We start from the raw sequence: 21,278 nt of genomic DNA, 5'->3' as shown, positions 1-21,278 counted from the left end.
CGGCCGGTCGGTTACACCAAGGGTTTCAGGCAGGTCTCCACGCGCCAGCCGTACAGCCACTGCATCGCGTCGTAGTACTGATCCTGGGTGCGGCCCACCCACAGCGAGTTGCGCACCAGGCGCTCGACGCCCTTGGCGTGGTAGAGCGTGCCCATGGCGCGGGTGGACAGCACCACGCGCGCGGTGCGGGTGATGCGGGAGTTCTCGTACAGCCGGAACGCCGCTTCCAGGTCGCCGCGGGCATGGCGCACCGCCGCGCCCAGCGTGGCGGCATCTTCCAGTGCCATGCAGGCGCCCTGTGCCAGGTACTGGGTCATGGGATGGGCGGCGTCGCCCAGCACCGTGGCGCGGCCCTGGCCCCAGCGCGGCTGCGGGTCGCGGTCGGCGGTGGCCCAGCGCTTCCAGGACGTGGGACGGTGCAGCATCTGGTGCGGACGGGGATGGATGCCCTCGAAGTAGGACAGCACTTCCTCCTTGCTGCCCTCGCGCACGCCCCAGACCTCGGGCTCGCGGCTGTGGAAGGTGACCACCAGGTTGTACTGGTGTCCGTTGCGCAGCGGATAGTGCACCAGGTGGCAGTTCGGGCCGGCCCACACCACCGGGGCGTTGATCTTGAGGTCGTCGGGCATGTCGGCCTCGTCCACCACGGCGCGGTAGACCACGTGGCCGGTCACCCGGGCCTCGTCGCCGATCAGCGTGTCGCGTATCACCGACTTCACGCCGTCGGCGCCCACCACGGCATCGGCCGTATGGCGGCCGCCCTGGTCGTCCACCACCGTGGCCTGGCCGTCGCCCAGTTCCAGGGCCTGCACGCGGGTGGAGGTCTTGAAGCGGATCAGCGGATGGACCTGCACCGCTTCCAGGATGGACAGGTGGATGTCGGCACGGTGGATGACGGCGTAGGGATTGCCGAAGCGCGCACGGAACGCCTCGCCCACCTCGAAGCCGCCGACCTCGGTGGCGTCGACCGCGTCCATCATGATCAGGCGCTCGGTGAAGACTGCGCGGCGCCGCGCGGCCTCGCCCACGCCCAGCGCGTCCAGCGCGGCGAAGGCGTTGGGGCCGAGCTGGATGCCGGCGCCGATCTCGCCTATGGTCGGGCTCTGCTCCAGCAGTTCGACCGACACGCCTTCCCTGGCCAGGGCCAGCGCGGCGGCCAGGCCGCCTATGCCGCCGCCCACCACGATGGCGGTCGCTTGGGTTCCGGTACTCATGGTGTCTCCTCGCGTGAAATCTGGCGCCATGTTAGTAAGCGGGTGCGCTTGACTCCATGGAGCGGTATCGATACGCTGGATCGAATTTATCGATATGGATCAATAAGAAAATTGGAGAATATCGATACGAAGCTGCTGCGCGTGTTCGACGAGATCCGCCGCACCGGCAGCGTCTCGGCCGCTGCCGAGCGCATGGGCATGAGCCAGTCGACGATGAGTTTTTTCCTGGCGAAACTGCGCGAACTGTTCGACGATCCGCTGTTCGTGCGCACCACCTCGGGCATGGAGCCCACGGCGCGCGCGCTGGAACTCGAAGGCCGCGTGGCCGCCGCGCTGGCCGCGATGCAGGCGCTGCTCGAGCCTGCCGTCTTCCTGCCGGCGGCCTCCGATCGCGTCTTCCGCCTGTGCATGACGGACATCAGCCACATCGTGCTGCTGCCGCGCATCGTCAACCGCCTGCGCGACGTGGCGCCCGCCGTGCGCATCGAGATCTTCCGTATCGGGCCCGACACCCCGGCGCGCATGGAAAGCGGCGAAGCCGACCTGTCCATAGGCTTCATGCCGCAGCTGGATGCCGGCTTCTACCGCCAGCGGCTGTTCGAGCAGGACTTCGTGTGCGTGGCGGGACCGCGCCATCCGCGCATCGGCCGCACCTTCACGCGTGCCGATTTCGCCCGCGAAGGCCACGTCGACGTCTCGCCCTCGACCACCAGCCAGTTGATCGTGGAGCAGGCCATCCGCCGTGCCGGGCTGGAGCGGCAGGTGGTGCTGCGGCTGCCCAGCTACCTGGGCCTGGCGGCGATCATCGCGCAGACCGACTTCGTCGCCACGGTGCCGAGCCTCCTGGGCGGGATCGTGGCGCGGCAGGAAGGGCTGCGCGTGCACGCGCCCCCCATTCCGATCGAGCGCTATGCGGTCAATCAGTACTGGCACGCGCGCTTCCACCGCGATCCCGGCCACGCCTGGCTGCGCCAGACCCTGGCCGAGCTGTTCATGGATACGGGCGTGGGCGTCAGCCCGCCGCGTCGGCGGTCTTCTCGGCGTGCGGGTTCACCATGACGATGGGCGAGGTGGCCACCGCCACGCAGGGCAGGATGAAGCCTTCCTGCTTTTCCTGCGCGCTCAGGCCCGGCCATTCGACCAGATAGCGGACGCTGCCGCTTTCCATGCGGGAAAAACAGGTCCGGCAGGTGCCGTTGCGGCAGATGGTGGGCAGCCGTATCCCGGCGCGCCGCGCGGCCTGGAACAGGCTCTCGTCCTCGCCGGCGGCGAAGGTCCATTGCTGCGGATCGAGGGTGACGGAATGGGTATCGGTGGGAGCGTTCACGGCGGATGGAGCAGGGCGGGGCGAGGTCCGATGGGCGGGATGCTAGCATCCCCGGCGCGGCCCGGCGGCCGGGCCGCGCCGGACTCACAAGGGTCATGCCTTGAAACACATGCTCCCCGAGGAGGCTACGCGCGCGCGGGTACACTTCGCCATCGATCGCCAACCAGCGGATGGGAGCAACGACGCGTATGCAGCCGTGGGATATCGCGTCCTACAGGTTCCGGGGCCAGCGCCGCCTGGACGACCAGGCCGCCGCTGACGCCTTGCGGCGCAGCGAGGACCGCTACCGGCAATTGTTCGAATCCATCGACCAGGGATTCTGCGTCCTGCAGATGATCTTCGACAACGGCAAGCCGGTCGATTATCGCTTCCTTGAGATCAATCCCGCCTTCGAGGCCCACACCGGCCTGCGCCATGCGCTGGGCAAGCGCATGCGGGAGCTGTCTCCCGACCACGAGGAACACTGGTACCAGATCTATGGCGACGTCGCGCTGACCGGCCAGCCGGCGCGCTTCGAACATCATGCCGAAACGCTGGAGCGCTGGTTCGACGTCTATGCGTTCCGCCTGGGGGAACCCGACGAGGCGACCGTCGCCGTGCTGTTCAGCGACATCACCGAGCGCTACGTCATGGAAGCACAGCGCGAGCAGTTGCTGGAGGCCGAGCGCGCCGCCCGGCACGACGCCGAGGCCGCCACCCGCATGAAGGACGAATTCCTGGCCACGCTGTCGCACGAACTGCGCACACCGCTGTCGGTCATCATCGGCTGGAGCCAGCTGCTGCTCAAGCGGGCGCCCGACAACGAGCAATTGCGCAAGGGCCTCTCGACCATATTGCAAAGCGCCCGCACCCAGGCCACGCTGATTTCCGACATGCTCGACATGAGCGCGATCTTCCTGGGCAAGATCAAGCTCGACCTGGAACCCCTGGATGGCTTCGAGCAGGTTGCGCGGGTCGTGCAGTCCAGCGAGCCGTCCATGCAGAGCAAGGGGATACGGCTGGAATTCCAGCACAGCTTCGAGGTTTGCCTGGTCCTGGCGGACCCCGCGCGATTGCAACAAATCTTTTGGAACCTGCTGTCCAACGCGATCAAGTTCACGCCGCCCAACGGCCGGATCAGCATCGCGGCTCGCCGTACCGATACGCGGTTCGAGATCTCGGTGGCCGACAGCGGCGTGGGCATCGAGCCCGATTTCCTGCCCCACCTGTTCGACCGCTTCCGCCAGGCCGACGGTTCGACCTCGCGGCGCTACGGCGGCCTGGGGCTGGGCCTGTCCATCGTCAAGCAGCTGGTGGAAATGCACGGCGGCGAAGTGTGGGCCGAGAGCGAGGGCATGAACCGCGGCGCCTGCTTCACGGTCAGCCTGCCCGTGTACCGGTCGCCGCTCATCGCTTCCGAGACCGGCGACATCCAGGGCGAGAAGGGGGACCTGCTGCATGCCGACAGCCTGGCGGGCCAGCTCATCCTGGCCGTGGAGGACCAGCCGGACATGCTGGAGTACCTGACCCACCTGCTGCGCGAGTACGGCGCCGAGGTCACGGGCGTGACCTCGGCCTACGCCGCGCTCGAGGAACTGGCCGAGCGCGGGGCCGGTTTCTATTCCGCGCTGGTGGCCGACATAGGCATGCCGGGCATGGATGGCTATCAGTTGATCGAGTCGGTGCGCAAGGGCATGGGCCTGGACGGCGCGGCCTTGCGCGCGGTGGCGGTGACCGCCCTGGCGCGCGAGGATGACCGCAGGCGGGCGCTCGCAAGCGGTTTCCAGGCCCACGTGACCAAGCCCTACCGGGCCGCGACGCTGATCGCGGCGATACGCGGCGTGAACGAAGACGCCGCGGGCCAGCGGCCCGTTCCTGGCGAGCCTCCTTTTAGCGGGACCAGGCCCTAGACGGCGTCGCAGGCCTGGGCGAAGTCGCCCAGCAGGTCCTCGGGATCCTCGATGCCGACCGAAACGCGTATCAGCGAATCGGCGATGTCCATCTCCCGCCGCCGCTCGGGGCCCATTTCCCAATAGATGGTCTGTGCCACCGGGATGGCCAGCGTGCGGTTGTCGCCCAGGTGGGTGGCCGAGATGACCACGCGCAACTGGTTCTGGAAATGCACCGGATCGATTCCGTCCAGCAGCTCGAAGGCCAGCAAGGCGCCGCCGCGCTTGAACAGGGCGCGCGCGCGCTCGTGCTGCGGGTGGTCGGGCAGGCTGGGGTGATAGACGCGCTTGACCTTGGGATGGGCGGCCAGTTGCGCGGCCAGCGCGGCGGCGGTCGAGCAGGCGCGCTCCATGCGCAGGCTGAGGGTCTCGGCGCCGGCCGCGATGCGGTGGGCGGCCTCCGAACCCAGGGTGGCGCCCATGTCGCGCAGGCCCTTCTTCTTGATCTGCTGCAGGCCCTGCATGGCCGGCTTGGTGTTGCGGTACGACGGGCTGATGTTGGGATAGGCGGTCCAGTCGAACAGCCCGGTGTCCGTGACCGCGCCGCCCAGCGCGTTGCCGTGGCCGCAGATGTACTTGGTGAGCGAGTTGATGCTCAGGTCGGCCTGGACCGCCTTGGGACGGAACAGGTAGGGCGAGGTCATGGTGTTGTCGACCACGTACAGCACGCCGCGGGCCTTGCACAGCACGCCGATCTCGGCCAGCGCGGCCACCTGCGTGCGGGGATTGGCGATGGTCTCGACGAACACCAGGCGGGTGTTGGGGCGCAGCGCCCGCTCGACGTTGGCGGCGTCGGTGGCATCGACGAAGTCGATTTCCACGCCCAGCCCCTTCATCGTCGCGAACAGGCTGTTGGTATTGCCGAACAGGAAGCCGCTGGAGACCACGTGGTCGCCTTCGCGCAGCAGAGTGGTCAGCACCGCGGCGATGGCGGCCATGCCGGTCGAGAAGGAGACGGTGCCGATGCCGTCCTCCATCTCGGTGATCTTGGCCTCGAGCGCGGCGGTGGTGGGGTTGCCCTGGCGGCCGTACGAGTATCCCGGATTGCGGCCCTGGAACACGTCGACCAGGGTTTGCGCGTCGCCATAGCCGAAGGCGGAGGCGGTGTGCATGGGTTTGTGCAGGGCGCCATGCTCGACCGAGCCGCGGCGGTCGCTATGCAGGATGCGGGTGGTGAAGCCTTCGGACATGATCTGGACTGGGACTATCTAGGGAGGGGGCCGTCATTTTAATCCTTGCCCGTCACGCGGCGGGCGGCGCGCAGGGATCCCGGCGCCCAGTTGCCCCAGCTTCTCCTGCACCACCTGCCCGAGCGCCCGGGTAAGCGCGGCGGCGGCATCCGGCCGGGGCACGTTGCGGCGGTAAACGGCCGAGAAGTCCAGCGATATCGTAGGGGTGAAGGGGCGGATGGCGACCTTGGGCGTGTGGTGGCCTATGACGGCGATGGGGTCGATGACCGCGATCCCTATCCCGCGGCTCACATAGCCGATCACCGAGGACGAGTGCATGGTCTCGACGCGGATGTTGGGCCGTACCCCGGCCGCCAGCACCGCATTGTTGAGCTGGATGCGCTGGCGGCTCGCCTGGCCCAGCGCGACGAAGTCCTGGCCGTCGAGATCGTTGACCGTGACCCGTTTCTTGCGCGCGAGAGGATGGGCGGCAGGCATGACGCAGACCGCCTGGGTCGAGGGAAAGGGGTCGTGTTCCAGTCCGCTCGGATCGGGCGGCAGCGTGCCGAACACGATGTCCAGCTGCGCGTGGAGCAGCATGGAAACGAGGTTGATCGAGCTGTCGGGATGGACGGAAACGACGACGTCGGGGTGGTGCCGCAGCAGCAGGCCGATGGCCTCGGGCAGGCAATGCGAGGCGAGGTTCGGCATCGTCCCCACGTGCAGATAGCCGGCCGTCGACAGCCGGATCGCGCGCGCGGCCTCGCGGATCCGGTCGGCGCCCGAGAAGTGCCGTTCCACCTCGCTGTACAGCCGGACCGCCGCTTCGGTCGCAATGATCTGTATGCCCTGGCGCTGGAACAGCACCAGCCTGAGCTCGTGCTCGAGATCGTGGATCAGCCGCGAGACCGCGGGCTGCGAAATGGACATCGCGTGGCCGGCGGCCGTCATGCTGCCGGTCAGCATGACGGCGCGGAATGCTTCGAGCTGGCGGAAGTTCAGCGGGCGTGCCAAGGTGGCGATGCGGTTATCGATGCTCGGACGCGCCGATCATACTTCGAAGGCCGAATCGTCGATAGGCGCGAGGCACGATTCGAGCAGCCTTCCATGGCCCCCGATCGCATCGTTCAGCCCCAGGCGCCGCAGGCATGCCCAGAAGCAGGCCTGGTTGCTGGTGATGACGGGCTTGCCCAGGTCGCGTTCCAGGGCCGCCACCACGCCCAGCGAAGCCAGGTTGGTGCAGGAAATGAACACGGCGTCCGCCTCGGGGCGGTCGGCCAGGCGGGCCAGCCGGTAGAGGGCCTCGGGAGGGACCCGGCCGATGCCGCGGCGTTCCTCCTGCGTCTCTCCCAGTTCCAGGCCGTGCAGCGAGGCCACGCGGAAGCCGTACTCCTCCAGGAATTCCCGCTCGCGCCGGTTGACGAATTCCACGTAGGGCGTGGCCACGGCCACGTTGCGCACGCCCAGCGCCCGCAGCGCGGCGACCACGGCCCCCGAGGCGGCCAGCGCCGGCGCGCCTGCCCGCTGGCGTATGTCCGCCACGATCTCGGACATGGGGCACATGAACGACCCGGAGGTGCAGCCGTAGGCGACGATGTCGACCTCGGCCGTGGCCAGCTGGTCCGCAGCCGTCCGGGTCGCTTCGGCCATGGCGACGTAGGATTCCTGGGTCATGCTGCCCAGCAGCATGGCCCGGGCCGTGAACACTCCCACGCCCTCGGGCGCCATGCGCCAGAACTCGGGTTCGTTGATGGTGTTGGTGGATGGGACGATCAGGCCGATCTTCGCCTTCCAGCCATAGGGCGCGTACAGGGAAACGGCCTTCATGGACATGCTCCTTCTGGTTTCCGGGTCATTCGAGCCGTATCCCCATGCGGCGGATCAGATCTCCGTATTTCTTCTCCTCGGCCACCAGGGTCTGGCCCAGTTCGGCGGGCGTGCTGCCGACCACCTGCGCGCCGGCGTCCTCGAGGCGCTTGCGGACCTCCGGCAGGTTCAGTGCCGCGACGATCTCGCGATTGAGCTGGTCGATGCGGGCGGCAGGGGTGCCGGCGGGCGCCAGCACGGCGCCCCAGGACTCCGCGCGGAATCCGGGATAGCCGGCCTCGGCCACCGTGGGGATGTCCGGATACTTCGGGAGCCGTTCGGCGCCGGCGGCCAGGATCTTGAGGTTGCCCGCGGCCACGTGCGGCTGCACCGCGCCCAGCGTATCGAACACGATCTGCGTGCGGCCCGCGATGAGGTCCATGTGCGCCGCCGCGCTGCCCTTGTAGGGAACGTGGGTCATCTTGAGCCCGGCCAGGTCGGCGAACCACTGGCCGAATACGTGGACATTGCTGCCGTTGCCGGCCGAGGCGAAGGCGAGCTGGTTCGGCCGGGCGCGCACGTAGGCCACCAGTTCCGGCACGTTGTTCACCGGCAGCGAGGGCGAGGCCACCAGCACCATCGCGGTGCGCGTCGCCAGCGTGACGGGCGCGAAATCCTTGATGGGATCGAACGGCAGGTCGGGGATGAGGGCGCGGCCGAAGACGTGCGAGCTGACGACGTACACCAGCGTGTTGCCGTCGGGCGCGGCCTTGGCGACCTGGGCGGTGCCGATGGCGCCGTTGGCGCCCGGCTTGTTTTCCACCACCACGGGCTGGTGCAGCCGCGCGGCCAGGTGCTCGGACAACAGCCGCGCCGTGATGTCGGCCAGGCCGCCCGAGGCGTAGGGAACGACGATGCGCAGCGGCCGGCCGGAGGAGGCCGCGGGCGACTGGGCGTGGGCGGCGCCGAGCGCGCCCAGCGCGAGGGAAAGGCAGGCGGCGATGCGCCTGAACGAAGCGGACATGTCGGTTCTCCGAAGTAGGGAAATCTAGCGGTCGAGCGTGCCGTGGGACAGCCCGCGGTCGGGCGGCGCGATGTTGACGCGCACCATGTCGCGCAGAAGCTGGATGATCGCCATCGAGCTCTCGCCCTCGGTGCCGTCGACGATGAAGCGCGAGGTGCAATAGCGCATCTCCCAGCCACCCGCGTCCAGGCAGGCGCGCAGGACGTCGCGTTCGATGGCCGGCGTATGCAGGACGTCGAGCCGGCGGCACAGGAAGGCCAGCATGGCGCAGAGGCCGTAGGCGCCCCAGTTGGAGATCGAGGCCGGCAGGAAGATGTCGGTGGCGACGGTGGTGGGCACGCCCACTCCCCCTTCGTACTGGCAACGCCGGCCGTAGGGGTGGAAGGACTTCATGAAGTCGAAGATCCGGCCAAAGCCGATCTCGTTGCCGTTGTCGCCGATGCCGATGGACAGGATCCCGCGCCGCGCGGCCTGCGTGAAGAGCGGCGAGAGGTCGACGCACTCCTGCGGCCGCACGCCCGTGGAATAGTGGATCAGCCCGTGCTCGTTGGGCCCCAGGCGTTCGATCGACACGATGGCCCGGGGCTGGCAGTCGTCCAGCAGCGCCGCGGCCCAGTCCGGTACTTCGTCCTGCCGCTCGGGCGAGGTGGACAGCGCCGCGCCCATCCTGCGGTCGCGGCACAGCGCGTAGTCGCGCACCATGATGCCCGCGGCCTGGCTGCTGGCCACGACCGGGGGGGCGTGGCAGGGTTCGGTCACGAACACCGGCACCGCCTGCAAGCCCCAGAACAGTGCATGGGCGAGGGCCGCCGCGCCGGGCGGGCCGTCGCTCTCGCCGTTGGGCGCCTCGGGCGCGTAGCCGGCGCCGGTCACGATCAGGACGCGGTCGCCGGGCCGCACGCGGTCGAACAGCGCCTGCGCGGCGCGCGCGCTGATCGGCCGTCCGCCGCCTTCGGCGCGCGCCCGGTCGTAGATCGGGCCGATGATGTTGTGGTTCATTGCGCGGTTGCGCATCTCGACCGTGACGAGGCGGTCGACGTACTCGCCGATGATGTCGGGCATCGGAGGCTCCCGGATGGCTCTGGATTAGACTGGAGCCATTCTGAGTCGTCTCGCGTCCGGGGGCATAATCGAATTCTCGGCGCGATCGATAAGCAAATGTTATGCGGCGCCGCGGCTGCGTTCGACGGCCCCGGGGCGGCTTTCCGGCTCGCGTCCTACACCATGAACATTCCTTCCATACCGGTCCTGCGCGCGTTCATCGAAGTCGCCCGCTGCAACAGCTTCACCCGCGCGGCCGATACGCTGTGCCTGACCCAGAGCGCCGTCAGCAAGCAGGTTCAGGCGCTGGAAGAGCAACTGGGCTGCCGGCTGTTCGTGCGTTCGGGAAAGCTGCTGGCGCTGACGCCCGCCGGCCACGCCTATCTTGCGCACGCCGGCGATGCGCTGGCCATGCTGCAGGAGGGCAGGGCGATCGCGCAGGAGGTAGCCGGGGAAAAGGCGCCCGCCACCGCGGTGGAGATATCCGCGTCCCCGGCCTTCGCGTCGTACTGGCTCATTCCCCGCCTGCCGGGATTCCGCGAGCGTGCGCCCGGCACGCGCCTGGCGGTCCGCCCGCGCCTGCCGGATTTCTCGCCGGTGACCGAGCGCTTCGACGTCGAGGTCCGGGTCGGCGCAGGACGATGGCCCGATGCCCGGGCGATCCGCCTGCTGGGGCGCGAAATGGCGCTGGTGGCCAGCCCCGATCTGCTGGGGGACACGCGCGCCACGCTGCGGCAGGTCCAGGCACTGCCCGCGCTGCACCGCGCGCAGCGGGGCTATGACTGGAGGGAATGGAGCGCGGCGGCGGCGCCCGCCTGGACGCCTCGCGCCGGCACCGGCCTGCTGTTCGAAGGGTTCTCGGTGCTGATCCCGGCGGTGGTGGCCGGGCTGGGCGTGGCGATATGCCCGCTGTTCCTGGTGCTGGACCAGCTCGAAAGCGGCCGTCTGGTGCGGCCCCTGGGCGAATGCGTGCGGACGCGGTACGCCTATCACGCCGTGCTGCCCACCGGCGCCGGGCATGGCGCCGCCCGGGACCGGTTCCTGGACTGGATGCTGCCCGAGGCCGAAGCGACGCAGATGCGCATACAGAAGCACCTGGATTCGGGGTATTCCATGGCGGAATGAGGGTCCCGAAGTTTTCGTTTGACCCTCCCCGGAGCGGAACTTAATGTGGCGCCTCTCATTCTTCCAGGCGTCCGTGACATGCGCGTCCTTTCCATTCTCCGTCTTTGCATCGCGGGCGCGGCTGGCGCCGTGGCTGCCGCCCCCGCCCTGGCCGATTCCTATCCCTCCAGGCCCATCGAGTTCGTCGTGCCCTACGCGCCCGGCGGCGCCTCGGACATCGTCGTCCGGGCGCTGGCCCCGCAACTCCAGAAGCAGCTGGGCGTATCGGTCGTCGTCATCAACCGCGCCGGCGCCAACACGGCGATCGCCGCCACGCAACTGGCGCGATCCGCCCCGGACGGCTACACGATCATGCTGGCCGACGTGGCGCTGGTGCTCAACGCCGCGGTGCGCCAGACGTCGCCCGGCTACGACGTGGCCAAGGATTTCTCCACCATCGCCCAGGTGGGCTCCGCGCCGCTGGTGCTGTTCGTGCCGGCCTCGGGGGCGGCCGACCTGCCGTCGTTCCTGAAGCAGGCGCACGATCGCCCCGTGAACATCGCCAACGCCGGCCCCGGCTCGCTGGGCCACCTGGCGGCCGAACTGCTGCAGTTGCGCACCAAGACCACGCTGGTGAGCGTGCCGTATCGTGGATCGGGACCCGCCATGAACGAGACGATCGCCGGGCAGGTCGATGCCATCTTCACCAGCACCGCTTCCGGCATGCCGCTGGTCAAGAGCGGCCGCCTGCGGCCGCTGGCCGTCGCCTCGCCCGAGCCGTTGAAGGACTTTCCCGAGATTCCCACCTTCGACCGCCTCGGGGTGCAGGGCGTGCACGTCCTGAACTGGTGGGGCGTGATCGCGCCGGCGGGGCTGCCCGCCGACATCTCGGCCCGCATCGCGAAGGCGGTGGCGGCGGCCATGCGCGATCCCGCCATCGTGGAACGCTTCGCGGCGCTGGGCATCTCGCCGTCGACGCGCGACGCGGCGGCCTTCGCCGGCCTGATGAGCAAGGAATTCGCCGCTTGGCGCGACGTGGCCACGCGGGCCGGTATCAAAGTGGATTGATGGACGGCACCAACAGGTGTTCGTGAGAACAAGGAGGATACAAGATGAGTGGTGAACGGATGCGCCTGACCGCGGCGGACGGTTTCGAATTCGACGGCTACGTGGCCCGGCCGGCGGGCACGCCCCGCGCCGGCGTCGTCATCCTGCCCGAGATCTTCGGCGTGAACAGCCACATACGCAGCGTGGCCGACCGCTATGCCGGATGGGGTTATCTCGCGATCGCGCCCAGTGTCTTCGACCGGGTGGAGCCCGGGCTGGACCTGGGCTACGGCGACGACGACGTCCGCAAGGGGCAGGCCCTGATGAAGCTGATCGACTGGAACGATGCGGTCAAGGACATCGAGGCCGCCGGCGCGTTCGCGGCCCAGGCGGGCAAGGTGGGCATCGTCGGCTTCTGCTGGGGCGGTACCGCGGCATGGGTGACGGCGGGGCGCGGCACGGGATTCGCGTGTGCGGTCTCGTACTACGGCAACGCCATTCCAACGGTGATCGAGCCGACGCCGCGCATCCCCATGATGCTGCATTGGGGCGAGCGCGATCACCTGGTGTCCAAGGAAAAAATGATGGAGCCGGGCCGGGCCGCGCCCGAGGTGGCCGTGCATTTCTATGCCACGGGACATGGCTTCAACTGCGATCAGCGCGACCTCTACCACGCGGAATCGGCGGCCCTGGCACAGCAGCGTACGCTGGACTTCCTTGGCGAGCACCTGGCATGACGCGCGACGACATCGGCGCGCAGGCAGCCGAACAGGCGGCCTTCGACGAGGTCGCCGCGCGCCTTCGGCGGGACGAGGAGTTGTGGACCGATTTCCAGGCCCTGTGCCGGCATGGCGGACGCATGGCGGGCACCGCCAGCGAACGCGCCGCGCAGGATTGGTGCGAACAGCAATTGAGCGTTTTCGGAACGGTCGCGCGCGAGTCCACGCCTTACGCCGGGTGGCGGTGCGACCATGCGGTGCTGACGCGCCTGCCCGATGGCCGGCAACTGGAGGCCGTGCCGCTGCTGGGGACGGCGTTCACGCCGGAAGAGGGCATCGAACTGCCCGTGCTGGACCTGGGACGCGGAACGCCCGACATGATCACCGCCGCGGGCGACGCGGTGCGCGGGCACGCGGTGATGGTGCAGCACGAATACCCCTTTTCCACCCGGACGGTCCATCGCCGGGTCAAGCTGGCCGCGGCGCAGCAGGCGGGCGCCGCCGCGCTGCTGGTCGTGCAGCCCGAGGCCGGAATAGGCCCGGTGTCGGGATCCTCGGGACGAGGGGGCGGGCCGGGCATCCCGGCCATGGGCATCTCGGCCGAGGCCGGGCTGGCGCTGCGGCAGCCCGGGGCGCGCGTCCGCCTGTGCATCGGCGGCGAAGACCTGCCGCAGGCGCGTACCGACACGCTGGTGCTCGACCTGCCGGCCGGGCAGGCCGCTCACCCGGACGAGCGCGTGGTGCTGTCCGCCCACATCGACGGCCATCCCCTGGCCGAGAGCGCCCTGGACAATGCGACCGGCGTGGCGGCGGCCATGGCGCTGGCCCGGGCGTTCGCGCCGCGGATGCACGTCATGCGCCGGGGCCTGACCGTGTGCCTGTTCAGCGCCGAGGAATGGGCGCTGAACGGCTCGCGCGAGTGGCTGGCGGCGCTGCCGCAAGCGCGGCGCGCGGCGATGGCGCTCAACGTCAATCTCGACTCGCTGGCGGGATCGCCGCGCCTGACCGCGCTGACGTCGGGCTTCGAACGGCTGGGCGGGTTCGCCCGGTCGGGGGCGTCGCTGGCCGGAGGCGACCTGGGCGTCCATCTGCCGCTCATGTCCAATAGCGACCACGCGAACTTCGCCGCCTGGGGCATTCCCGCGCTGCGCCTGATCGCCGGCTTCGACGAACCCGACAGCGCGCTGCGCCTGCTGCTGACGCCCGCCGATACGAGGGCGCTGGTGGACCAGGGCCATCTGCGCGGCGCCACGGTGCTGGCCGCGGGCGTGCTGTGGCGCGCGCTGCGCGCGGACAGCCTGGGCGGCTTGCGCAACGAACCGGCGCCCGGAGGCGGCGCATGAGCGCATCGGCACGCGGTTCGATCGTGGTGCTGGGCGCGGGGCTGGTGGGCCTGGCTTGCGCCCATGCCCTGCAGCGCGACGGATACGACGTGACGGTCATCGATCGCGGCGGCGTGGGCGAGGGCGCGAGCTTCGGCAACGCCGCCCACATCGCCATCGCTTCCATCTTCCCGCAGGCCACGCCCGGCATACTGGGGCAGACGGTCCGGATGCTGCGCGATCCCCGGGGCCCGCTGATTGTGCGGCCCGGCTATGCCGCCCGGCATCTCCCGTGGTTCGCACGCTTCATCGCCCAGGGCACCGCCGAGCGCGCGCGCGTCGGGACCCATGCCACGGCCGCGATGCTGGCGCAGGCCTGGGAGGCCTGGCAGCCCGTGCTGGACGACATCGGCGGCAACGACCTGGTGCGCCGGTCCGGCGCCCTGCACGTGTTCGGGTCGCAGGCGGCGCTGCGCGCGGCACAGGGGGCCTACGAGCTGCGGCGCAGCCTGGGGGTCGCGTGCACGCCGCTCGACGTGGACGAGGCGCGGGCCATGGAGCCCGCGCTGACCGATCGCATCGGCGGCGCGATGTCGATACCGGGAATGGGATACGTCACCGATACACTGATGCTGGCCCGGCGCCTGGCCGCCCGGGTCGAGGCGCTGGGCGGGCGCATCGTGCGCGCCCAGGCCACCGGCATCGATGCCGGTGGCGTGCTGACCCGGGACGGGCGCCTGCGCGCCGACCGCGTGGTGCTGGCCGCCGGCGCCTGGTCCCACCGGCTGGCGCGGGGGCTGGGCGTGGACATTCCGCTGGTGGCCGAGCGCGGCTATCACGTCATGCTGGCGCCGGGCAGCAGTCCGCTGCGCATGCCGGTGCTGATGGTGGAACGCAAGGTCGCGCTGACGCCCATGGCGGCGGGCATCCGGATGGCGAGCGTCGCGGAATTCACGCACGCCGATGCTCCGGCCGATCACGTGCGCGCGGCGCCGGTGTTCGACGGACTCGAACGCTTCGTCCAGGGAGTGGATGCCGAACCGGTATCGAAATGGGTGGGGCCGCGCCCTTCCGTGCCCGACAGCCGTCCCATCCTGGGGACGGCCCCGGCCGCGCCCCACGTCCTGCTGGCCTACGGCCATGGCCATCTGGGCGTGACGCTGGCCGCGCTGACCGGACGCATCATCGCCGACGTGGCGAGCGGCCGCGACCCGCGCGTGGACATGCGCGCCGTCGCGCCGCTGCGCAGCCTGCGCCTCAGGTGATCCGGGGGGATACATGTCGGAACTGCTGCTGTTGGCGGCCGCCTTCGGCGCGGGCATGCTCAACGCCGCGGCGGGCGGGGGAAGCTTCCTCACGCTCCCGGCCCTGGTCTCCGTGGGCATGCCCGCGGCGGTTGCCAACGCCACCGGCACGCTGGCGCTGCTGCCCGGCTATGTGACCGGCGCCTGGGCGCTGCGGCGCGACATCGCGCGGTCGGAATCCGGCTCGCTCGCGGGCCTGTCGGGCATCGCGCTGGCGGGCGGGAGCGCGGGGGCACTGCTGTTGCTGTGGACCTCGGGCGCCGTCTTCCGGAACGTGGCGCCCTGGCTGCTGCTGTTCGCCACCGCCCTGTTCCTGTGCGCGCCCATCATGCTGAGGGCGGCGCGCGGGCGGATGTTGTCTTCCGGTGCGGCGGCGGCGGGCCTCTTCGCCGTCAGCCTGTATGGCGGCTACTTCAACGGCGGCGTGGGCATCATGCTGCTGGCCCTGTTCGGGATGTCCAAGCGCGGCGATTTCAGCGCCCTCAATGGGCTCAAGAACCTGCTGTCCGGCGTGCTGACCGTGGTGGCCGTCGTGGTCTACGTGGCCGGCGGGCTCGTGCAATGGCGCGAGGCGGGCGTGATGGCCGTGGGCGCGACGGTGGGCGGATTCGCGGGCGCACGGTTGGCGCGCCGCGTGCCCGCCGTCGTGATGCGGGCCATCGTGGTGCTGGTGGGCGTGTCGATGAGTGCGTTCATGTTCCTGAAGGCGTGAGGCCCGGCAGGACCGCGCGCGCCTCGGCTTCCCGCAGCCGGGCTTCCCGCTCGCCCACGTAGTCCCGCGTCAGCGGCACGCTTTCCTGGCGCCTGGCCAGTTGCACCTGGAAGATGGCGATGTCCTGGTAGCGGAACGCCGTTTCCGACATCGACAGGTAGTACTCCCACATGCGGGCGAAGCGTTCGTCGTACAGCGCCACGGCCTCGGCCCGGCGCGCCAGGAAGCGCTCGCGCCAGATGCGCAGCGTACTGGCGTAGTGCAGGCGCAGCACCTCGATGTCCGTGACGACCAGGCCCGAGCGTTCGATGGCGGGCGTGAATTCCGACAGCGACGGGATGTGGCCGCCGGGGAAGATGTACTTCTCTATCCACGGATTGTTGAAGTCCGGGACGTCGGAGTTGCCGATGAAATGCAACAGCATCACGCCGTCGTCCGTCAGCAGTTCGTGGCATTTGCGGAAGAAGGCGTCGTGATAGCCCACGCCCACGTGCTCGAACATGCCCACCGACACGATACGGTCGAAGCGGCCGGGCGTCGCGCGGTAGTCCTCCAGGCGGTAGTCGTAGGCCTGGGGATGGGCGGTGCGGGCGGCCAGTTCGCGCGCGCCCTTCAGTTGTTCCTCGGACAGCGTGATGCCGGTGGCGTGCCCGGCGCCGGCGACCTCGACCAGGTAGCGCGTCATGCCGCCCCAGCCGCAGCCGATGTCGAGCACGCGGTGGCCGGGCTCGACCAGCAGCTTGGCCGCGATGTGGCGCTGCTTGGCCCGCTGGGCCGATTCCAGGTCTTGCCCGGGGTGCTCGAAATAGGCGCAGGAATACTGCCGCTGCTCGTCCAGGAACAGCGAGTACAGGCGGTCGTCCAGGTCGTAGTGGTGGGCGACGTTGGCGCGCGCGCGGCCCGGGCGGTTGTTCTGCAGGAAGCGCCGTATCGACATGCGCATCGCGTCCAGCACGCGCACCATGACGCCGGGCCGCACCGCGTCGGCATCGCGCAGCAGCAGTTCCAGCACGTCGTAGATGCTGCCTTCGTCGACCACCAGCCGCTGGTCCATGGACAGCTCGCCCAGGCGCAGGTCGGGGTCCATCAGCAGCGCCAGCACGGCGCGGGTGTCGGTGAAGCGGATGGCGGCGCGCGGCAAGGTGCCGTCGCCGAAGGCCAGGCGGCGGCCGTCGGGCAGGGTGACATCCAGCATGCCGCGCCGGACCAGGTCTTCCAGGGTATTGGCAAGCAAGCGTTCCGCGTACGTTTGAAGCATCGTGGTTTCCGCGATGGGTCGACAGGACAGGGTGCTGCTACGCGGCCAGTGTAATGAATCCCCGGGGAACCGGGTGCGGTTGATTTTTCCGCGGGCGGCAAGAAGAATGCGCCATGGCATTGCCCCATACCGCCTTCTCGCTGTTGTTCGAGCGCCTGTCCGATACGCAGGCGCGGGCCGTGCTCGACCGCATGACGGCACGCGAACTGGCGCGCGGCCAGGGCCTGTTCGCGCAGGGGGACCCCAGCCCGCGCCTGTGGGTGATACGGGCGGGCCGGTTGCGCACCTATCATTTGGCGCAGTCGGGCGAGGAGTTCACGACCGCCGTCTGGACGTCCGGGCAGACCCTGGGGCTGCTGAGCACGCTGCTGGACCAGCCCCGCGCGATCTCGTGCGAGGCGCTGGAGCCGGCGTCGTTGCTGGCCATGGAGCGGGCAGACCTGCTTGCGCTGATGGAAGCCGTGCCTGTTTTCGCCATCAACGTGGCGCGCGTGGCCGCCATGCTGGCGACCCACAGCATCGCGCGAGCCGGCCCCAGGGTACTGGATTCGGCCACGGCGAAACTGGCGCGCATCCTGCATGATCTGGCGCTGGCCGATCCCGGCTACGACGGGCATGGCGCCGAGATAGCGGGCGTGACGCGCGCGGACCTGGCCAAGATGGCAGGCATCAGCCGCACCTGGGCCAGCCTGCGGCTGGCAGCCCTGGAGCGCGCGGGCCTGGTGCTGCGCAGGCGCGGCGGGCTGCGCGTGCCCGACGTGGCCAGGCTGGCCCGGCTTTATTCGGACGGGTACTGAGGCGGCAGCAGCGCCAGGCACTCGACCTCCAGCAGCAGGTCGGGCTTGGCCAGCGCGGCCACGCCCACCAGCGTGCTGGCCGGCGGCCGGTCCGCGTCCAGGTACGGTGCGCGCACGCGCCGTATGGTGGCCACCGCTTCCTCGGTCAGGTCGCGCACGAAGTAGTTGAGCTTGACAACATAGGCCAGCGCCGAGCCGGCGGCCTCGAGCGCCGTCGCCAGGTTCTCGAACACCTGCCGGGTCTGGGCGGCCAGGTCGCCCTTGCCGACGATGCTGCCGTCGGGCGCGTAGGCCACCTGGCCCGAGACGACGATCAGCCGGTCCACCGGGGCGATGGCGACGTGGGTGAAGCCGTTCGGGGCGGGCAGGCGGTCGGGATTGATGAACGAGACGTAGGGGTGCATGGCGGGCGTCAGTTGAGCGTGATCCGGGTGCGTTCGATGATACGGGCATACAGCTCGCGCTGGCGCGCGGCGAACTCGGCGAACCCGGCCGGCGTCGAGCCCGCGGGCTCGATGGCGGCCTGCTTCAGGGTCGCCGCGACGCCGGGATCGGCCAGCGCCGCGCGCACGGCGGCGTTCAGGCGCTCGACGACCGGAGCCGGCGTGCCGGCGGGCGCGACGATGCCGAACCACGAATACAGGTCGACCTCGCCCGCGCCCTGCTCCTGCGCGGTGCCGATCTCGGGCGCCAGCGGCGATCGTTTGGCGCTCAGGATGGCAAGGGCCTTGAGCTTGCCGGCGCGCACCTGCGGCAGCGTGGCGGCCAGCGTGTCCACCACCACGTCGACGTTGCCGCCCATCAGGTCCACCAGCGCCGGCGCGCTGCCCTTGTAGGGCACGTGCAGCAGGGTGGCCGACCGTTGCAGGCCCACCAGCTCCATGCCGATGTGGTTCGAGGTGCCGGCGCCCATGGAGCCATAGGCCAGGCCCTTGGGGCGCTCGCGCGCCTGGTCCAGCGCCTGGGCCAGGGTGGTCCACGGGGCATCGGGGCGGGCGACCACCACGTTGGGCACGGTGCCCAGCAGCGAGACGTGGCCGAAGGAGTCGGTGGGCGAGTAGCCCACGTCCTTCATCAGCAGGGGATTGATCGCCAGGGTGGCGTTGCTGGCAACCAGCAGCGTGTAGCCGTCGGCCGGCGCCTTGGCCACCGATTGCGCGGCCACCACCGTGCCGGCGCCCGGGCGGTTGATGACGACCACCGCCTGGCCCAGTTGCCGGCTCATGCCGCCGGCCACGGTGCGGGCCAGCAGGTCGGTGGTGCCGCCCGCGGCGAAAGGAACGATCAGATTGATGGGGTGGGCCGGGAAATCGGCCGCCGTGGCCGGGGGCGTCGCGGCCAGGGCCAGCAGCGCGGCCAGTGTGGTACGCAGGATAGTCATCGCAAGTCTCCACCTTGAATGACGCCATTCTGCGGGGGGACCGCGGGGCTGTCGGTTAACTGGTTAACGCACGGCGTTTGCCTGGAAGGGGCCAGGGGTGAAAAAATGCGGGGCAGGCGATACCCGCCGCGCGCGTTCCTGGCGCGCGCATGCATGTTCAACGGGGAGTCCTCATGAAAACAACGATAGATCGCCCAGTGTTCTTCACCGCGGCCGCTTTCATCCTGGCGCTGGTGGTCTGCGCCGTCTCCGCCCCGCGCATCGTCGGGGACGTCTTCGACACGATACAGCGGTGGATACTGACCAACGCGAGCTGGTTCTACATCCTGGCGGTGGCCATCATCCTGCTGTCGGTCGTGTTCATGGCCGTGAGCCGCTACGGCAACATCAAGCTCGGTCCCGACCACAGCGAACCCGACTACCGGAACTTCACCTGGTTCGCGATGCTGTTCTCGGCCGGCATGGGCATAGGCCTGATGTTCTTCGGCGTGGCCGAGCCCGTCATGCACCTGGTGGCGCCGCCGGTGGGCGAGGCGGGCACGGTGGCGGCGGCCCGCGAGGCCATGAAGATCACCTTCTTCCACTGGGGACTGCATGCCTGGTCGCTGTACGCGGTGGTGGCGCTGGTCCTGGCCTATTTCAGCTACCGCCACAACCTGCCGCTTACGCTGCGGTCCGCGCTGTACCCCTTCATCGGCGACCGCATCCACGGTCCGCTGGGCAACGCGGTGGACATCTTCGCCATCATCAGCACCGTGTTCGGCGTCGCGACCTCGCTCGGGCTGGGGGTGGCGCAGATCAACAGCGGCCTGCACCATCTGTTCGGCACGCCCATCGGCACGGCCACCCAGATCATCCTGATCGCCATCGCATGCGGCCTGGCCACCCTGTCGGTGGCCAGCGGGCTGGATCGCGGCATCCGCATCCTGTCCGAGCTCAACCTGTACCTGGCCGTGATCCTGCTGCTGTTCGTGCTGGCCGTCGGACCGACCATCTTCCTGTTCCAGAGCTTCCTGCAGAACACCGGCGCCTATCTATCGGACATCGTCGCCAAGACCTTCAACCTGTACGCCTACCGCCCCACGGACTGGATAGGCGGCTGGACGCTGTTCTACTGGGGCTGGTGGATCGCCTGGTCGCCGTTCGTGGGCCTGTTCATCGCCCGCATCTCGCGCGGCAGGACCATACGCGAATTCGTGATGGGCGTGCTGCTGGTGCCCACCGGCTTCACCTTCCTGTGGATGACGGTGTTCGGCGGCTCGGCCATCCATCTCGTGCTGTTCGAACACCTGGACAGCCTGGCCGACACCGTCAAGGCGGACAGTTCGCTGGCGCTCTTCGCCTTCCTCGAACACTATCCCTGGGGCCACGCGATCTCCATGCTGGCCATCGCGATGGTGGTGGTGTTCTTCGTGACCTCGGCCGATTCGGGGGCCCTGGTGGTGGACCTGCTGGCCTCGGGCGGCGCCGAGTCCACGCCGGTGTGGCAGCGCATCTTCTGGTCGGTGCTGACCGGCGTGGTGGCCGTGGCGCTGCTGCTGGCCGACGGGTTGCAGGCGCTGCAGACCGCGACCATCGCCAGCGCGCTGCCGTTCTCCATCGTGCTGCTGGCCTCGGTATGGGGGTTGTTCAAGGCCTTGAAGCTCGATGCCACCAAGCGCCGCATCCACCATCAGTCGCTGGCGCTTTCACGGCCGGCGGGTGGCGGCGAGCCGTGGGAATCGCGGCTGCGCAACATGGTCATGATGCCGCGCCGCGCCCATGTGCTGCGTTTCCTGTCGGGCGTGGTGCGGCCCGCCATGGAGGCGGTGGTCGCGGAGTTGCAGAAGCTGGGCTACGAGGCGCGGGTGCGCGACGGCGAGGAAGGCGAGGTGGCGCTGGAGGTGGTGCACCAGGAGGCCCTGGATTTTTCCTACGCCGTGCGGCCGGAGTCCTTCGTGCGCCCCGGCCTGACCGCCGCCGAGGTGCGCGACGAAGAAGGGCGCAAGTACTTCCGGGCCGAGGTCCACCTGCGCGAGGGCGGCCAGGACTACGACATCATGGGGTGGAGCCGCGACGCCGTGATCGGCGACATCCTGGACCAGTACGAGCGCCACCGGCATTTCCTGCACGTGGCGCGCTAGCT

20 protein-coding genes are annotated in these 21,278 nt (G+C 69.7%); 10 read left to right on the top strand and 10 right to left on the bottom strand.

What is annotated here, in order from left to right:
* Window positions 1–11: 11 nt before the first annotated feature.
* Entirely contained in the window at window positions 12–1,214 is a 1,203-nt protein-coding gene (locus tag R4823_RS26530; protein ID WP_087838070.1) for a 3-hydroxybenzoate 6-monooxygenase, read from the bottom strand.
* A 111-nt stretch (window positions 1,215–1,325) separates the two neighbouring features.
* On the opposite strand from R4823_RS26530, the gene R4823_RS26525 reads away from it, so the two are divergent.
* Complete coding sequence (locus R4823_RS26525) at window positions 1,326–2,273, top strand: LysR family transcriptional regulator (protein ID WP_087838069.1); 948 nt, start codon at window positions 1,326–1,328, stop codon at window positions 2,271–2,273.
* Here R4823_RS26525 and R4823_RS26520 read toward each other — a convergent pair.
* Window positions 2,227–2,541, bottom strand: a complete 315-nt coding sequence (locus tag R4823_RS26520; protein WP_087838068.1) for a 2Fe-2S iron-sulfur cluster-binding protein — start codon at window positions 2,539–2,541, stop codon at window positions 2,227–2,229. The genes R4823_RS26525 and R4823_RS26520 overlap by 47 nt on opposite strands.
* 188 nt (window positions 2,542–2,729) lie before the next feature.
* On the opposite strand from R4823_RS26520, the gene R4823_RS26515 reads away from it, so the two are divergent.
* A complete protein-coding gene (locus tag R4823_RS26515) occupies window positions 2,730–4,430 on the top strand; it encodes an ATP-binding protein (protein WP_087838067.1) in 1,701 nt (566 codons plus the stop codon).
* Here the strand turns inward: R4823_RS26515 and R4823_RS26510 are convergent.
* From R4823_RS26510 to R4823_RS26490, 5 genes are read right to left on the bottom strand one after another with little or no spacing between them, the layout of a single operon-like run.
* Window positions 4,427–5,659 (bottom strand): cystathionine gamma-synthase family protein, encoded by a 1,233-nt coding sequence (locus R4823_RS26510; protein ID WP_087838066.1) that lies wholly within the window; start codon window positions 5,657–5,659, stop codon window positions 4,427–4,429. The genes R4823_RS26515 and R4823_RS26510 overlap by 4 nt on opposite strands.
* Before the next feature lie 33 nt (window positions 5,660–5,692).
* Window positions 5,693–6,652 carry a LysR family transcriptional regulator gene (locus R4823_RS26505; RefSeq protein WP_132979522.1) on the bottom strand — a complete coding sequence of 320 codons (960 nt, stop codon included), beginning with the start codon at window positions 6,650–6,652 and terminating at the stop codon, window positions 5,693–5,695.
* Window positions 6,653–6,688: 36 nt separating this feature from the next.
* Window positions 6,689–7,465 (bottom strand): aspartate/glutamate racemase family protein, encoded by a 777-nt coding sequence (locus R4823_RS26500; protein ID WP_243724476.1) that lies wholly within the window; start codon window positions 7,463–7,465, stop codon window positions 6,689–6,691.
* Window positions 7,466–7,490: 25 nt separating this feature from the next.
* Window positions 7,491–8,468 (bottom strand): tripartite tricarboxylate transporter substrate binding protein, encoded by a 978-nt coding sequence (locus tag R4823_RS26495; protein WP_338616724.1) that lies wholly within the window; start codon window positions 8,466–8,468, stop codon window positions 7,491–7,493.
* Window positions 8,469–8,492: 24 nt separating this feature from the next.
* Window positions 8,493–9,530 carry a glutamate cyclase domain-containing protein gene (locus R4823_RS26490; RefSeq protein WP_132979523.1) on the bottom strand — a complete coding sequence of 346 codons (1,038 nt, stop codon included), beginning with the start codon at window positions 9,528–9,530 and terminating at the stop codon, window positions 8,493–8,495.
* Window positions 9,531–9,692: 162 nt separating this feature from the next.
* Here R4823_RS26490 and R4823_RS26485 point away from each other — a divergent pair, with 162 nt between their 5' ends.
* The 6 genes from R4823_RS26485 to R4823_RS26460 all read left to right on the top strand — a co-directional run bounded on the left by R4823_RS26485 (window position 9,693) and on the right by R4823_RS26460 (window position 15,717).
* Window positions 9,693–10,634: a LysR substrate-binding domain-containing protein gene (locus tag R4823_RS26485; protein WP_165963118.1), complete on the top strand. Its 942-nt coding sequence runs from the start codon at window positions 9,693–9,695 to the stop codon at window positions 10,632–10,634.
* A 129-nt stretch (window positions 10,635–10,763) separates the two neighbouring features.
* Complete coding sequence (locus R4823_RS26480) at window positions 10,764–11,681, top strand: tripartite tricarboxylate transporter substrate-binding protein (protein ID WP_338616721.1); 918 nt, start codon at window positions 10,764–10,766, stop codon at window positions 11,679–11,681.
* A gap of 44 nt (window positions 11,682–11,725) precedes the next feature.
* Window positions 11,726–12,397, top strand: a complete 672-nt coding sequence (locus tag R4823_RS26475; RefSeq protein WP_087838059.1) for a dienelactone hydrolase family protein — start codon at window positions 11,726–11,728, stop codon at window positions 12,395–12,397.
* Window positions 12,394–13,722, top strand: coding sequence for a M28 family peptidase (locus tag R4823_RS26470; protein ID WP_132979526.1), 1,329 nt, complete (start codon window positions 12,394–12,396; stop codon window positions 13,720–13,722). The genes R4823_RS26475 and R4823_RS26470 overlap by 4 nt, the downstream gene beginning before the upstream one ends.
* On the top strand, window positions 13,719–14,966 hold the full coding sequence (locus tag R4823_RS26465) for an FAD-dependent oxidoreductase (RefSeq protein WP_087838057.1): 1,248 nt from the start codon (window positions 13,719–13,721) through the stop codon (window positions 14,964–14,966). The genes R4823_RS26470 and R4823_RS26465 overlap by 4 nt, the downstream gene beginning before the upstream one ends.
* 13 nt (window positions 14,967–14,979) lie before the next feature.
* A complete protein-coding gene (locus R4823_RS26460) occupies window positions 14,980–15,717 on the top strand; it encodes a sulfite exporter TauE/SafE family protein (protein ID WP_087838056.1) in 738 nt (245 codons plus the stop codon).
* Here R4823_RS26460 and R4823_RS26455 read toward each other — a convergent pair.
* Window positions 15,698–16,975: a cyclopropane-fatty-acyl-phospholipid synthase family protein gene (locus tag R4823_RS26455; protein ID WP_132979527.1), complete on the bottom strand. Its 1,278-nt coding sequence runs from the start codon at window positions 16,973–16,975 to the stop codon at window positions 15,698–15,700. The two genes, R4823_RS26460 and R4823_RS26455, sit on opposite strands and share 20 nt — an antisense overlap.
* Before the next feature lie 113 nt (window positions 16,976–17,088).
* On the opposite strand from R4823_RS26455, the gene R4823_RS26450 reads away from it, so the two are divergent.
* On the top strand, window positions 17,089–17,772 hold the full coding sequence (locus R4823_RS26450) for a Crp/Fnr family transcriptional regulator (protein WP_132979528.1): 684 nt from the start codon (window positions 17,089–17,091) through the stop codon (window positions 17,770–17,772).
* On the opposite strand, the gene R4823_RS26445 is transcribed toward R4823_RS26450, so the two are convergent.
* Together R4823_RS26445 and R4823_RS26440 are read right to left on the bottom strand one after the other, a co-directional pair.
* Window positions 17,754–18,176 carry a RidA family protein gene (locus R4823_RS26445; protein WP_338616717.1) on the bottom strand — a complete coding sequence of 141 codons (423 nt, stop codon included), beginning with the start codon at window positions 18,174–18,176 and terminating at the stop codon, window positions 17,754–17,756. The two genes, R4823_RS26450 and R4823_RS26445, sit on opposite strands and share 19 nt — an antisense overlap.
* Window positions 18,177–18,184: 8 nt before the next feature.
* Window positions 18,185–19,153, bottom strand: coding sequence for a tripartite tricarboxylate transporter substrate binding protein (locus tag R4823_RS26440; RefSeq protein ID WP_338616716.1), 969 nt, complete (start codon window positions 19,151–19,153; stop codon window positions 18,185–18,187).
* A 173-nt stretch (window positions 19,154–19,326) separates the two neighbouring features.
* Between R4823_RS26440 and betT the strand changes: the two genes are divergently transcribed.
* Entirely contained in the window at window positions 19,327–21,276 is a 1,950-nt protein-coding gene (gene betT, locus R4823_RS26435; protein WP_338616714.1) for a choline BCCT transporter BetT, read from the top strand.
* Window positions 21,277–21,278: the final 2 nt, after the last annotated feature.

The organism is Pigmentiphaga sp. CHJ604, from assembly GCF_036972535.1.
Lineage (GTDB): Bacteria > Pseudomonadota > Gammaproteobacteria > Burkholderiales > Burkholderiaceae_B > Pigmentiphaga > Pigmentiphaga daeguensis.
This window is presented reverse-complemented; position numbering and strand designations above follow the sequence as displayed.

What these genes read in the sequence shown, in the direction of transcription:
- R4823_RS26530 (WP_087838070.1), bottom strand. Translation starts at nt 1,214, where the DNA reads ATGAGTACCGGAACCCAAGCGACCGCCATCGTGGTGGGCGGCGGCATA.
- R4823_RS26515 (WP_087838067.1), top strand. Translation starts at nt 2,730, where the DNA reads ATGCAGCCGTGGGATATCGCGTCCTACAGGTTCCGGGGCCAGCGCCGC.
- R4823_RS26510 (WP_087838066.1), bottom strand. Translation starts at nt 5,659, where the DNA reads ATGTCCGAAGGCTTCACCACCCGCATCCTGCATAGCGACCGCCGCGGC.
- R4823_RS26500 (WP_243724476.1), bottom strand. Translation starts at nt 7,465, where the DNA reads ATGAAGGCCGTTTCCCTGTACGCGCCCTATGGCTGGAAGGCGAAGATC.
- R4823_RS26495 (WP_338616724.1), bottom strand. Translation starts at nt 8,468, where the DNA reads ATGTCCGCTTCGTTCAGGCGCATCGCCGCCTGCCTTTCCCTCGCGCTG.
- R4823_RS26490 (WP_132979523.1), bottom strand. Translation starts at nt 9,530, where the DNA reads ATGCCCGACATCATCGGCGAGTACGTCGACCGCCTCGTCACGGTCGAG.
- R4823_RS26485 (WP_165963118.1), top strand. Translation starts at nt 9,693, where the DNA reads ATGAACATTCCTTCCATACCGGTCCTGCGCGCGTTCATCGAAGTCGCC.
- R4823_RS26475 (WP_087838059.1), top strand. Translation starts at nt 11,726, where the DNA reads ATGAGTGGTGAACGGATGCGCCTGACCGCGGCGGACGGTTTCGAATTC.
- R4823_RS26470 (WP_132979526.1), top strand. Translation starts at nt 12,394, where the DNA reads ATGACGCGCGACGACATCGGCGCGCAGGCAGCCGAACAGGCGGCCTTC.
- R4823_RS26465 (WP_087838057.1), top strand. Translation starts at nt 13,719, where the DNA reads ATGAGCGCATCGGCACGCGGTTCGATCGTGGTGCTGGGCGCGGGGCTG.
- R4823_RS26460 (WP_087838056.1), top strand. Translation starts at nt 14,980, where the DNA reads ATGTCGGAACTGCTGCTGTTGGCGGCCGCCTTCGGCGCGGGCATGCTC.
- R4823_RS26455 (WP_132979527.1), bottom strand. Translation starts at nt 16,975, where the DNA reads ATGCTTCAAACGTACGCGGAACGCTTGCTTGCCAATACCCTGGAAGAC.
- R4823_RS26450 (WP_132979528.1), top strand. Translation starts at nt 17,089, where the DNA reads ATGGCATTGCCCCATACCGCCTTCTCGCTGTTGTTCGAGCGCCTGTCC.
- R4823_RS26445 (WP_338616717.1), bottom strand. Translation starts at nt 18,176, where the DNA reads ATGCACCCCTACGTCTCGTTCATCAATCCCGACCGCCTGCCCGCCCCG.
- R4823_RS26440 (WP_338616716.1), bottom strand. Translation starts at nt 19,153, where the DNA reads ATGACTATCCTGCGTACCACACTGGCCGCGCTGCTGGCCCTGGCCGCG.
- betT (WP_338616714.1), top strand. Translation starts at nt 19,327, where the DNA reads ATGAAAACAACGATAGATCGCCCAGTGTTCTTCACCGCGGCCGCTTTC.